The organism is Nesterenkonia populi (genome assembly GCF_007994735.1).
In the GTDB taxonomy this organism is placed as follows: Bacteria; Actinomycetota; Actinomycetes; order Actinomycetales; family Micrococcaceae; genus Nesterenkonia; species Nesterenkonia populi.
The window spans coordinates 782891-795364 of the sequence record NZ_VOIL01000001.1 but is presented as its reverse complement, the minus strand read 5'-3'; the positions used below and the strand labels follow the sequence as shown (position 1 = coordinate 795364).

The 12474-nt window shown below is 66.0% G+C and carries 10 protein-coding genes; 6 read left to right on the top strand and 4 right to left on the bottom strand.

Translation table 11 applies throughout. From position 1 onward, the window contains the following. Positions 1 to 13 precede the first annotated feature (13 nt). From FWJ47_RS03740 to FWJ47_RS12025, 4 genes are all read right to left on the bottom strand, one after another. Positions 14 to 1501, bottom strand: a complete 1488-nt coding sequence (locus FWJ47_RS03740) for an SDR family oxidoreductase (protein WP_147104287.1) — start codon at positions 1499 to 1501, stop codon at positions 14 to 16. Between the two features lie 148 nt (positions 1502 to 1649). Then, positions 1650 to 3182, bottom strand: coding sequence for a TIGR01777 family oxidoreductase (locus tag FWJ47_RS03735; RefSeq protein ID WP_246126149.1), 1533 nt, complete (start codon positions 3180 to 3182; stop codon positions 1650 to 1652). A 418-nt stretch (positions 3183 to 3600) separates the two neighbouring features. Beyond that, positions 3601 to 4035: a nucleotidyl transferase AbiEii/AbiGii toxin family protein gene (locus FWJ47_RS03730; protein ID WP_170228466.1), complete on the bottom strand. Its 435-nt coding sequence runs from the start codon at positions 4033 to 4035 to the stop codon at positions 3601 to 3603. Positions 4036 to 4105: 70 nt separating this feature from the next. Next, positions 4106 to 4390, bottom strand: a complete 285-nt coding sequence (locus FWJ47_RS12025) for a hypothetical protein (protein ID WP_170228465.1) — start codon at positions 4388 to 4390, stop codon at positions 4106 to 4108. 1023 nt (positions 4391 to 5413) lie between these two features. On the opposite strand from FWJ47_RS12025, the gene FWJ47_RS03725 reads away from it, so the two are divergent. From FWJ47_RS03725 to FWJ47_RS03700, 6 genes are all read left to right on the top strand, one after another. Beyond that, complete coding sequence (locus FWJ47_RS03725; protein ID WP_147104277.1) at positions 5414 to 6247, top strand: Rossmann-fold NAD(P)-binding domain-containing protein; 834 nt, start codon at positions 5414 to 5416, stop codon at positions 6245 to 6247. A 116-nt stretch (positions 6248 to 6363) separates the two neighbouring features. Continuing rightward, positions 6364 to 6990 (top strand): hypothetical protein, encoded by a 627-nt coding sequence (locus FWJ47_RS03720; RefSeq protein ID WP_147104274.1) that lies wholly within the window; start codon positions 6364 to 6366, stop codon positions 6988 to 6990. 146 nt (positions 6991 to 7136) lie between these two features. Then, a complete protein-coding gene (locus FWJ47_RS03715; protein ID WP_147104270.1) occupies positions 7137 to 8267 on the top strand; it encodes a BMP family lipoprotein in 1131 nt (376 codons plus the stop codon). 50 nt (positions 8268 to 8317) lie between these two features. Further along, a complete protein-coding gene (locus FWJ47_RS03710; protein WP_147104267.1) occupies positions 8318 to 9886 on the top strand; it encodes an ABC transporter ATP-binding protein in 1569 nt (522 codons plus the stop codon). Continuing rightward, positions 9883 to 11151 (top strand): ABC transporter permease, encoded by a 1269-nt coding sequence (locus tag FWJ47_RS03705; protein ID WP_147104264.1) that lies wholly within the window; start codon positions 9883 to 9885, stop codon positions 11149 to 11151. The genes FWJ47_RS03710 and FWJ47_RS03705 overlap by 4 nt, the downstream gene beginning before the upstream one ends. Next, a complete protein-coding gene (locus FWJ47_RS03700; protein WP_147104261.1) occupies positions 11148 to 12425 on the top strand; it encodes an ABC transporter permease in 1278 nt (425 codons plus the stop codon). Before FWJ47_RS03705 ends, FWJ47_RS03700 begins: the two co-directional genes overlap by 4 nt. Positions 12426 to 12474 lie beyond the last annotated feature (49 nt).

Genomic DNA, 12474 nt, shown 5'->3' with positions numbered 1-12474 from the left:
AGCGCCTCTGACCTCACCCATCAGGCTCCCCGCGATGCCCTGAACGCTGCCGAGACTGTGCCTCAGCAGCGAGGCGCGCCACCATTTTCCGGAAGATCACGGCATGGAAGGGCGCCAGAGCCAGCCAGTACGCCCGTCCGCCCAGCCCCGAGGGGAAGAAGATGGCGCGCTGGGCCAGGACCGCACCATCGCCGTCGGGCCTCACACAGAACTCAAGCCACGCCTGGCCGGGCATCTTCATCTCGGCACGCAGCCTCAGCAGACGTCCGGGGGCCAGGCTCTCGACCCGCCACCAGTCCACCGCATCGCCGAGCTGAAGGCCCTCTTTGCTGCGCCGGCCGCGGCCCAGCCCGACTCCTCCGATCAGCTTGTCGGCCACACCGCGAAGCCTCCAAGCCTTCGAGAGTGAGAAGTAGCCCTTCTCGCCCCCGATGCCCTCGACAACGCTGAACACCGCCTCGGGCGACGCCGTGGTGGACGCTTCGCGCTGATCCATCAGCACGGTCCGACCGGCCCATTCCGGGTCGGAGGGCAGCGGCTCGGACGGGACTTCGAGGGGGTGAGCACCTGCCCACGTGGTCTCCACACGGTCTGCCGACATCTTGTCGAGAGCGAGCTCCACGGCGGTCTCGTAGTCGGTGACCCCGTCCTCAGGAGGGGGGATCAGCTCATCGATGCCGCGCTCTTTGACGACGCAGTCGTGCTGGAGGGACTGCACGAGGGGTATCGCCAGAGAGCGGGGGATCGGCGTGACGAGGTTGACCCACTGAGCCGCCAACCAGGGGGTCAGGACCGGCAGGGGGATGACTGCGGGCTCACGCAGCCCTGCGGAGCGGGCGTAGAGCTTCATGAGCTGGGCGTACGTGTGGACGTTCGGCCCGCCGATGTCGCACCGGCGACTCTCCGAAAGGCGCAGCTCCGCCGCATGAGCCAGGTAGTGCAGGGCGTCCCGCACGGCGATGGGCTGAACTCTGTTGAGCACCCACTGCGGGGATGGCATAGCAGGCAGGACGTCGGTGAGGTGGCGAATCATTTCGAAGCTTGCGGAGCCGGAGCCGATGACCAGCCCGGCCTGCAGCGTCAGCGTCGGCACTGCGCTGGCTTCGAGGATCTCTCCGACTTCAACCCGGGACTGCAGGTGGGGGCTGAGCTGACCTTCAGGATGCAGCCCTGAAAGGTAGACGATGCTTCGTACGCCGCTCTCGGCGGCCGCTTGTCCCACTGCTTCGGCGCAGCGCTTGTCCATGGCGGCAAAATCGCGTCCTCCGCTCATCGAATGGACGAGGAAGTAGACCACGTTCACGTCTTGGCACAGTGCGCGGGCGCTCTCGAGCTCATCGAGACTGCCTTCCAGGACTTCGACGTCGTCGCGCCAGGGCACGTCGCGCAGCGACTCTGCGCGCCTGGTGAGCACACGAACGGTGTGCCCTGCTTTCAGCAGCTGGGGCACCAGGCGCCCTCCGATGTAGCCCGTAGCTCCCGTGACAGCGATGTGTGCCATGTGCCGCCTTCCAGCGTCGCAGTGCCTGGCGGCCATCCGCGGTGCGGCTGCGGCTTTCCGCTTTTTTGCGGAGCGTTATCGCTCGTGGTCCATAGCTACCACCTGAAACTGTGCTTGGGCTGATACCGGAAAGGTCCGGCACCCCTGGTCAGCGGCCCAGAACGTGCCGGAGCGCCTCGTCGAGGGCGGCATGCCGGAAGCCGAAGCCCGTGCCGCGGACGCGCTCAGCACTGACGCGCTGGTCGGCCATGGCCACCTCTCGGGCGCCTTGGCGTCCGAGGAGCAGCTTCGGTCCGAAGCTCGGCACGGGAACAGCGGCGGGCCGATGAAGCACTTCGGCGAGCTGCCGTGCGTACCCCTTGGCCTGCACGGGGTTCGGCGCGGTGCCGTTGAGGGGCCCTTCGACCGCGGGATGCAGGGCGGCGTGAACAATGAGCGACGCGATGTCATCGATGCTGATCCAGCTCTGCCACTGCTCGGATCCGAGCGGGCCGCCCGCTCCGAGGGCGAAGAGCGGCAGCATCTGCTGCAGCACACCACCGGCGGGGGTTTGGACGATGCCGGTGCGGACCATGGAGACCCGGACTCCGGCGTCCCGGGCCAGAGCCGTTGCTTTCTCCCACTGCCGGCAGACGTCCGCGAGAAAGTCTGTGCCTGCGGGTAGGTCTTCGGTCAGGATCTCCTGCTGGTGGTGGGCGCGGTCCTGCGGCGTCGCGCCGTAGAATCCGACGGCTGAGCCGCTGACCAGGGCGCGGCCCCGGTGATCCGAGGCTTCGGCACGAGCAAGAGCACGGGCGATCAGCTCCGTGCCGTCAACGCGGGAGGCCCTGACCCTGCGCTTATGCGAGGCGGTGAACCGTCCGGCCAATGGGTGGCCCGCCAGGTGGATGACCACGTCGACGTCCTCGAACTCTGCAGGGTCCAGCTTCTGGGCCTGCGGATCCCATGGGATCACGCGCCCGCTGTGACCTGCGGCGGTGTTCGTGCTGGATGAGGACGATGAGGCACGGACCATGGGCCTGACCTCGATTCCAGCACCGCCCAGCAGGGCGCAGACCTGCCTGCCGATCAGCCCTGAGGCTCCGGAGACTGCCGCTGCACGAGGTTTCGGCGGCTCGGGCGATGAGGCGAGCGTGCCGAGGCTCTGGTGGAATGCCAGCTCTTCTGCTGTCTGACGCTCCCTGTACTCGAAGATTCTGCGCAGCTCAGCTTCGAATCGGGAGGCTGCAGCTCCGGAGACCGCGGAGGGCACCCGGCGGAGCAGGGGAAGTTCGTAGTGCACCTTTTCTGTGAGCAGGGTTCCGCCGTTCTCATCGGAGAACTCCCTTTCGTGATGCCATTCGGAGAGCGGGCCGGAGACGATGTCGTCGGAGAAGCCCGAGCCGGCGGTGAAGTCAGTGTGCCGCGCCTTCCAGTGCATCCATGTGCGCAGCGGGATGCCGAGCTGGGAAGTCAGCAGCCCGGCGACAGCGGTCAGGCTCGTGCCCCACACTCCGGGGAGGTTGATCCCCAGAGTCGACTGGGAGCCCTCTTCGAGCCCGTTGGAGGGCTCTTGAACCACTCGTCCGGCGAAAGGCGGATGGAGGCGGGTGAGCGCGCCGGGGCGGGCGTACCAGGAGAAGACGCTCTCTCGCGGGAAGGGAATGTAGGACCGATATTCGAAGACTGGCATAAGACCCATCCCATGGACTGCACTGTCGGTTGCCTGCGGGACGACTGAGCCGGCGCCTCGCCAGGAGGTCTCTTTGAGTCTAGATCATCGGATTGAAAGTCCGTTCGAGACCCAGCTCTGGCATGGCGCTTTAGAAAAACTCCAGATCAGGGCGTTGGCGTGCGTTGGATAGAACTGGTCAAAACCCAGCGTAAACGACCCTCGGGTGCACCCGGGGTGTACCGGAACATCCCCTCAGAGTGGTCAAAGGTCCTGATCGAGCCGCGCCTTCTTCTGCTCGATCTTGACAGCGCTTCCTGCCTGCCAGCGAGTCCGTCCCGCTGAAGTAACTTCAAGGAGCCTGCTGAGGGTGTCCGCGCTATTCGGTCTCGGGCAGAAATGCCACCAGCGCATCCGCTCGAAGGCGATCCTCAGCAGAGGATGAACCTCATGTTCGCCCAGTAGTCCTTGTCCTCGGCCGGCTGTGCATCCTCGAGTGGTCCTGGCCAGTACTGCACTGCCAGGCCAGGTCCACCTTCACATCCCCGATCCACCGGCCGGTATCCGCGTCCGAACAGACGAAGGTCACCTGCCGTGCCTGGACGTTCGGCTGGTTCTCTCCCCCGCCTGTGGGCTGGGAGGATTTGAAGTGGAACTCCACGTGGTCTCCGAGGTCCCGCTGAGCCACGTCGATGAGAGCTCCCTGCGCGTCGTGGAGCTCTTTCTCTGTGGTGACCAGGTCCACATCCTTGGTTGCACGCAAGTCGGGAACGCGCGCGAGAAGACCGGTTCCGCCCTTCAGCAGCCATTCACTGCGTTCCTGGTCTGCGAAGACTCGGCAGAGGAACCGGTCGAAGACGGCGAAGCGCAGATGCGCATCCACCGTTGCCCGCTGATCGTTCCTGGCGACCGCCTTGTAGGCGGCGGAGAACGTCTTCCAGCTGCCGTACTGTTCACTGTCCAGTTGAAACGCCTGCCACTTCGTAGAGGCACTCTCGCAAGTCCGTACCGGAGGAACGCTGATTCCGCCGCGCCAGAGGCTCCAGATAGTGCGCCAGTTTCGCATCCGAGGCAATCAGTCCGGCCCGGCGGGCATCGCTGAGGACGTCTCCCACCAGCGAGAGGTCCTGGTTGGTCTCCACCAGGTCTGCGATCATGCGCTCTACCCTCATCACCGGCAGGCCATCGACCCTGCTCACATCCTCTCGCGACAGCAGACCCTCCCGCTGAGCGCTCATGACTTGCACTTTAGACGCCTCTGAACACAGCAGCGGTGACAGTCGCCCCGCCGACAGGAACGACGCGAACGACATTCTTCAGCAGGCCGTCGATCTCGTCCCGAAATGGTCCGACGCTAATGCCCCGCATCCCATAGAGGACTGTTATGGCGGCGGATTTCGGCCTGGCCTACGACGATGGGTGGCCTCATCCTCAGAGAGATCGTCTCGAAGCTGGCTAGAGACCCAGGTCGGGATACATCATGACGCTTGTCTTCGTGTGCAACTCTCACGGGGTTGCACCGGTTCTTTCCCCTCCGATGACCCATTGAAAGTTGCGTCTCGACGGTTAAAGCAGCTCTCGACGCAACTTTGGATGGGTAGAACTCATGTGCACGGGCACCCTGCCCGCCTGGAGTTGCAGTAAACGGCCACCAAGGAGGGCTGCTGAGTCGAGTGGTCCCCGCACAACGTCATCGATTCGGCCGATGCCGCACGACAAAACCCCCTAGTCATATCGCACTGACTGGGGGTTTTGTGTTCACGGTGGGCCCTGCGGGACTCGAACCCGCGACCAGCGGATTAACCTCCCACTTCGGCTTTCGCCGCCGCCCTGCTGGGCGTTCGTGGTCTGGACTGTCCCTTCACCGTAGCGTCTGCCGTAGGTGCCACCCGTCCAGTCTCTACACCTTCCGAGACAGCTGTCTCGGCTTGGCTCGGGATTGCCATCTAGATGATCTAGGAAGGGTTCCCCGACTTTGAGTGGTGTCATCCCCAACGTTTCCGCTGGGGCGCTCCTATTTGAAGTCCGATGCTCTACCAACTGAGCTAAAGGCCCATGCCGCCGCTATGAGGCGGCATCCGTGTATTCGATTGTCCAACGACGTTCCGCACGCCTGGTACCCAGAAGGCTGTCCCGGGTCGTTGGGCACGCGGAAACGCGCCCTTCATCATATCCCATCGCGGTATCCAGCTTCGCCCCATCTGCACTCCGGCAGAATAGGTGTGAAGCATGACGCTTCGTCACCCTGAAAGGATCCAACTGTGAGCACCCTCGCTTCCCGAACACTGCTGGTCGGGTGCGGAAAAGTAGGCACCCGCCTGGCCGAGCGCCTCATCGCCGACGGTGGGGAGGCATTTGGGCTGCGGCGCACCACCGCCTCGCTGCCCTCCAGCATCATCCCTCTGGCTGTTGACCTTCTCTCGCCGCCACCTGTCTCGTTGCCGCAGGTGGACACAATGGTCATCACCATCACCCCCAGCATCGGCGGCTCAGATCACCCCGACGGCTATGCGACCGCCCTCAAGCATCTGGCAGAGGCGCTCCCCTCACCCCCGGAACGGACAGTGATGGTCTCCTCGACCGGGATCTTCGACGGCCCGGGGCGGGCAGAACCGATTTCAGAAGCAGACCCGGCAGCTCCTGTCACACCACGGGCCGAGAGGCTCCTCGAAGGCGAAGCACTGGCCAAGCAGCTTTTCGGCGCCCACATCGTGCGTCCAGCGGGCATCTACGGCCCGGGGCGTGGAATGCGGCTGCGCAAGGTTCTCAGCGGCGAATCCGTGCAGTACGCCAGACGAACCAACCGGATCCACGAAACGGACCTGGTCAGCATCCTCCACGCGATGCTCACCCACCCCTCACCGCCTGAGCTGCTGCACGCAGTCGACCAGCACCCGGCCCCGCTCGGTGAAGTGGTCACGTTCATCGCCGATCTGCTCGCCCTCAGTCCCCCGCCCAGAATCACCCCCGAGGAACCGAGCGGCAACGTCTTCGACGGCTCACGACTCTCAGGCTGGTTCGGCGAGCTGCAGTTTCCGAGCTATCAGGACGGCTACCGCCAGCTCATTGCTGAGAGGCAGACGCACCACCCGTAGAACAGGCAGCTGAGGGAGACGCCCCCTGCGCCCGTCGATCCGCACCCAGGACAGAAGGCTGCTCTCCCACAGCGGCGGTGGTGCCGCACCGAAGCTGGCGCGTATCCTCGCATCATATGAGCGATGCTCCGCGCTTCCGCCGCCCGGCCTACAACGACCCCGCCAGCTTTGACCGCCGCGAAGGCGGAGCCGACCCTGCCGCGATCTCCCAAGCGGCCCACGACTCCGCCCACGCACTGGTCGACGCCGGGCGCAGCGCCGGCGACCCCGATCTGACCGCACGGTTCGTCCGGCTCGCCGAGACCGAGGGGATCGACGCCGTCGCCGGACTGTGGGCACACTCCTCGGCCCACTCGCTGGCCGGCTCCCTCTGGCGCATCTACGCGCTGCGCACCGCGGTCCACTCCTCCCCCGAACGGATGAGCGAGTACTACCAGCTGGGCCGCTCCGACTCCGCCCCGCACGTCATCGCCGGAATCGCGGAGCCGCCCACCGCCGAAGAGATGACACGCCTGGCAGACCGGGTGCTCAGCGGGATGCACGACGGCGACATCGACGTCGCGTTCGACCGGGCCGCGGCCTTCTGCCGGGTCATCGCGCGAGGACAGGCCCTCTGGACGGACAGGCAGCGCCTCTCCAAGGAGGATGCACGCCAGCTGACCTCCCGGGCCAACCAGCTGGTCCGTACGGCTGAAGAGCTCGAGCGCTCGGCACGCTCATATAGAGCAGGCACCCTGGACTGAGCCGCCCTCACCGCACGATCCGTTGCCACAATGATGCGGACAATGGTGAGATACACAGAAGAAACACGTCCGGACGTAAGATGCTCTCCAATGCTGCGAGGAACGACGCAGCTTTCACTCACATCGCATCTCTGAGGAGCCCCTACATGAAGCCCATCACCTCACGTGCCGGCATTGCCCTGGCCGCCGCTGCCGCACTGACGCTCTCCGCCTGCGGCGAAGCCCCCGATGAGGAGAACGGCGACGGCGAGAACGGCGAGGCTGCTGAAGACGTCGACTACACCGCATGCCTGGTCTCCGACGAGGGCGGCTGGGACGACCAGTCCTTCAACCAGTCCGCCTACGAGGGTCTCCAGGACGCCATCGAGGACTTCGGCGTCGACGACCAGACCGCGGAGTCCCAGTCCGAGGCTGACTACGACACCAACGTGGACGCCATGGTCCAGCAGGGCTGCGACGTCGTCTTCGGCGTCGGCTTCCTCCTGGAGGAGTCTCTGAACGCTGCCGCCGGGGCCAACCCGGACACCGACTTCGCCCTCATCGACGAAGTCTTCTCCGAGGAGCACGAGAACGCCAAGCCCCTGGTCTTCAACACCGCCGAGGCCGCCTACCTGGGCGGCTACGTGGCCGCGGCCATGACCGAGTCAGGCACCGTGGGCACCTGGGGCGGCATCCAGATCCCCTCGGTGACCGTGTTCATGGACGGCTTCTCCGACGGCGTGGACCGCTACAACGAGGACAACGACGAAGACGTCGAGCTCGTCGGCTGGGACAAGGACGCCCAGAACGGCTCCTTCTCCGGCGACTTCTCCGACCAGACCCAGGGCCAGCAGGTCACCGAGCAGCTCTTGGCCCAGGACGCCGACATCATCATGCCGGTCGCCGGCAACGCCGGCCTGGGCGCGGGCCCGGCCATCGAGTCCGCCGACGCCCAGATGATCTGGGTTGACTCCGACGGCTACGAGTCCACCGAATACGGTGACATCATCCTGACCTCCGTGCTGAAGCAGATCTCCCAGGCTGTGTACGACACCATCGAAGAGGGTGTGAACGAAGAGTTCAGCAACGAGCCCTATGTCGGGGACCTCGAGAACGAGGGTGTCGGCCTGGCACCGTTCCACGACTTCGAGGACGATGTCCCGGAGGAGGTCGTTGAGGCCGTCGAGCAGATCACCGAGGAGATCATTGCCGGTGAGACCGTGGTCGAGAGCGACAACGCTCCCTCCGAGGACGACGCCGAGGCTGGCGACGAGGACGAGGCCGAAGAGGACGAGTGAGAAGCCTCCACGGGTCGAACGCTGACGCCAGCAGCACGTAGGGTGCCGACGTGAAACTTGAGCTGAGAGACATCACCAAGAGGTTCGGCTCCTTCACCGCCAATGACAGCATCAGCCTGACCGTAGAGCCGGGGCAGATCCACGCTCTGCTGGGTGAGAACGGGGCCGGCAAGTCCACCCTGATGAACACCATCTATGGGATGCACGCCCCCACCTCGGGGCAGATGCTGCTGGACGATGAGCCGGTGAGCTTCAGCGGCCCGGGCGATGCCGTGGCGGCCGGGATCGGCATGGTGCACCAGCACTTCATGCTGATCCCGGTCTTCTCAGTGACCGAATCCGTCGCGCTGGGCTACGAGCCCACCTCCGGGGCCGGGATGATCGACTTCGCCGCCGCCCGGAAGCGGGTTGAGGAGATCTCGGCCCGCTTCGGGTTCGACGTCGACCCGGACACGACCATCGAGGAGCTTCCGGTCGGCGCCCAGCAGCGCGTCGAGATCATCAAAGCCTTGGCGCGGGACGCCAGAGTCCTGATCCTGGACGAGCCCACCGCGGTCCTCACACCCCAGGAGACGGACGAGCTGATCAGCATCATGCGTCAGCTCAAGGAGGCAGGCACCTCCATCCTCTTCATCACGCACAAGCTGCGTGAGGTGAAAGCTGTGGCTGACACCATCACGGTGATCCGCCGCGGCGAGGTGGTCGGCTCCGCAGAGCCCACCGCCTCCGAGACCGAGCTGGCCAGCCTCATGGTGGGCCGCGAGGTCAGCCTCACCACCCAGAAGCAGCCCGCCCAGCCAGGAGAGGCAGCACTGGAGATTGAGGGGCTGACCGTCCTGTCCGGAAACGGGAAGGTGACGCTGGACAGCGTCACCCTGGATGTGAAGGCCGGGGAGATTCTGGCTGTCGCCGGAGTGGACGGCAACGGCCAGACCGAACTGACCCAGGCGATCCTCGGGGTGAGGCAGGCCGCCTCCGGGGATATCCGCCTCAACGGGGAAAGCCTGAAGGGAAAGAGCGTGAAGGAACGGCTGAACTCCGGCCTCGGCTTTGTGCCGGAGGACCGCTCCACCGACGGGGTGGTCGCCGGCTTCAGCATCACGGAGAACTTTGTGCTGGACATGTACGACCAGCCTCCCTACGCCTCCGGCCCAGCGATGAAGCCCGCGGTGATGCGAGCCGCCGCCCAGGAGCAGACCACACGGTTCGACGTCCGGATGGGCACGGTGGACGATCCGATCCGCACCCTCTCCGGCGGCAATCAGCAGAAGGTGGTGCTGGCCCGGGAGATGAGCCGGGACCTGAAGCTCTTTGTGGCCTCGCAGCCCACCCGCGGGCTCGACGTCGGCTCCATCGAGTTCGTGCACCGCACCATCATCGAGGAGCGCGACAAGGGCACCCCGTGCCTGATCGTCTCCACCGAGCTGGACGAGGCGCTGAACATCGCCGACCGGATCGCGGTGATGTACCGCGGCCGGGTGATCGGCATCGTCGGACCGCACACCTCCCGGGACGTGCTCGGCCTGATGATGGCCGGCGTCCCCTCCGAGGAGGCGGAGCGCATCGCCGCCGAGCACCAGACCACGCTCTCCGAGATGGATGAGGAAGTGGACGGATGAGCCAAGACACAGACCCCCAGACCAAGGACGCGCAGAAGGGTGCCCTGGCCGACGCCGAGTCCAAGCTGGCGCGGGCCATCCGCGAAATGGGCCAGTCCTCCGCAGTCGTCTCCCTGCTGGCACTGGTGATCGCTCTGGCCGTGGGCGCGCTGCTGATCCTCGCTGCGGATCCCAACGTGCGCTCCACCATGGGGTACTTCTTCACGCAGCCCGGCGACTTCTTCGCCACCAGCTGGGCCACCATCTCCGAGGCCTACACCGCCCTCTTCCGCGGCGCCGTGTTCGACTGGACGGCCGCGGACCTCTCCCGATCCGTCCGGCCGCTCACCGAGACGATGACCAACGCGGTGCCGCTGATCCTCTGCGGCCTCGGCATCGCCATCGGCTTCCGGTCCGGGATGCTGAACATCGGCGGCCAGGGCCAGATCATCCTGGGCGCGACCTCCGCGGGCTTCCTCGGCTACGCAGTGAGCATGCCGGTGGGCATCCACATGCTGTTCGCCCTGTTCGGCGGGCTGCTCGGCGGCGCAATCTGGGGCGGCATCGCCGGTGTGCTGAAAGCACGCACCGGCGCGAACGAGGTGATCGTCACGATCATGCTCAACCACATCGCGCTCTACCTGCTGGCCTGGCTGCTGCAGCAGCAGTGGTTCGTCCAGACCGGCTCCAACCAACCCCGCTCCACCGGGGTGGATGAGTCGGCCCGGCTCTTCGGCCTCCTCGGCGACGGATTCCGGCTGCACGCCGGGTTCCTGCTGGCCATCCTCGCCACGTTCTTCGTCTGGTGGCTGCTGGAGCGCTCCACCCTCGGGTTCGAGATGCGCGCCATCGGAGAGAACCCCGAAGCCGCCCGCACGGCCGGGATCTCCGTGCCCAAGGCCACCGCCCTGGTGCTGATCATCGGCGGCGGGCTCGGCGGACTCGCCGGCGCCGCGCACGTGCTCGGCACCCAGTACTCACTGACCGGCGGCATCGCCGGCTCCTTGGGCTTCGATGCGATCACCGTGGCGCTGCTGGGCCGCTCCAAGCCGCTGGGCACCTTCCTGGCCGGCCTGCTGTTCGGCGGCCTGCAGGCCGGCGGCGTGCTGATGCAGGCCTCCACCGGGACACCCATCGACATCATCCTGGTGGTCCAGTCGGTCATCGTGCTGCTGATCGCCGCACCCCCGCTGGTCCGGGCCATCTTCTTCCTGCCGGACCCGGAGAACCCCGGCAAGAAGATCTCGCGCCGCAGGGCCAAGCGCGCCGAGGAGGTCCCCGCATGAGTGTGGTCGCCCAAGAGCACAAGACCGGTGAAGCACCCCTCCAGCCGATCAGCTGGAAGTACCCGATCACCTACCTGATCCTCTTCCTGCTCAGCGCCCTGTTCCCGCTGACGGTTTCCAGCGGCAGCACCACCATCTTCCGGGTCGCCAGCGCCCGGGACTTCGTGGAGATCCCGCCGCTCACCATCCCCTCCCTCGCCGGGGGGCTGGTCTGTGCCGTGCTGCTGGCCGGCCTGACGGGCTACGCGTTCTGGCGGGCAGCCCAGCGCAGGAGACCCCAGCTGTTCGTGCCGATCCTCTTCGGCACCCTCTTCGTGCTCGCATTCCTGATCTGGGCAGGCTCCGGCCGCGGCGCGGTCATCCCGCTGACCACGATGCTCACCGGCGCTCTGGCGCTCTCCGTCCCCCTGATCTTCGGCGCGCTCTGCGGACTCGTCGGCGAACGGTCGGGCGTCATCAACATCGCCATCGAGGCGCAGCTGCTCGCCGGGGCCTTCCTGGCAGCCGTCGCGGCGTCGCTCCTCACCAACGCCTACTTCGGGCTGATCGCCGCACCGTTCGCCGGGGCAGCGGTCGGTGCGCTGCTGGTGTTCTTCTCCGTGAAGTACCAGGTCAACCAAATCATCGTAGGTGTGGTGCTCAACGTCCTCGTCCTCGGGCTGACCAGCTTCTTCTACTCCACCCTGCTCACTGAGAACGCAGGAGTGTGGAACGCCCGGCAGCAGCTGGACCGCCTGCCTATCCCCTTCCTCTCCGAGATCCCGATCCTCGGGCCGGTGCTGTTCAACCAGACCATCCTGGTCTACCTGATGTACGTCGTCGTCATCATCCTGCACATCATGCTGTTCCGCTCCCGATGGGGGCTGCGGATCCGTGCCGTGGGCGAGCACCCCAAAGCAGCAGACACAGTAGGCATCAGCGTCAACCGCACACGAGTGCGCAACGTGATCCTCGGCGGCGCGATCGCCGGTCTCGGCGGGGCCTCCTTCACCGTGGGGCAGGGCCTCGCATTCGGGCCCGAGATCTCCGCGGGCCAGGGTTTCATCGCCCTGGCCGCGATGATCCTGGGACGTTGGCGGCCGATCTCCGCACTGCTGGCGGCCCTGCTGTTCGGGTTCTCCACCTCACTGGGCAACACCCTCTCCGCAATCGGCACCCCCGTAGCCTCGGAGATGCTGCTGATGCTCCCCTACATCATCACGATCTTCGCGGTGGCAGGATTCGTGGGCCGGGTCCGCCCACCGGCAGCCAACGGCACCCACTACGTGAAATAAGAGGGATGCTGCAGCCCGCCCGCACATCGGGCGAGCCCCGCTCCTTGAC

Excerpts from the sequence above, each read along its gene's own strand:
- FWJ47_RS03700 (WP_147104261.1), top strand. The coding sequence starts at position 11,148 with ATGAGTGTGGTCGCCCAAGAGCACAAGACCGGTGAAGCACCCCTCCAG.
- FWJ47_RS03740 (WP_147104287.1), bottom strand. The coding sequence starts at position 1,501 with ATGGCACACATCGCTGTCACGGGAGCTACGGGCTACATCGGAGGGCGC.
- FWJ47_RS03705 (WP_147104264.1), top strand. The coding sequence starts at position 9,883 with ATGAGCCAAGACACAGACCCCCAGACCAAGGACGCGCAGAAGGGTGCC.
- FWJ47_RS03720 (WP_147104274.1), top strand. The coding sequence starts at position 6,364 with ATGAGCGATGCTCCGCGCTTCCGCCGCCCGGCCTACAACGACCCCGCC.
- FWJ47_RS12025 (WP_170228465.1), bottom strand. The coding sequence starts at position 4,390 with ATGAGCGCTCAGCGGGAGGGTCTGCTGTCGCGAGAGGATGTGAGCAGG.
- FWJ47_RS03735 (WP_246126149.1), bottom strand. The coding sequence starts at position 3,182 with ATGGGTCTTATGCCAGTCTTCGAATATCGGTCCTACATTCCCTTCCCG.
- FWJ47_RS03715 (WP_147104270.1), top strand. The coding sequence starts at position 7,137 with ATGAAGCCCATCACCTCACGTGCCGGCATTGCCCTGGCCGCCGCTGCC.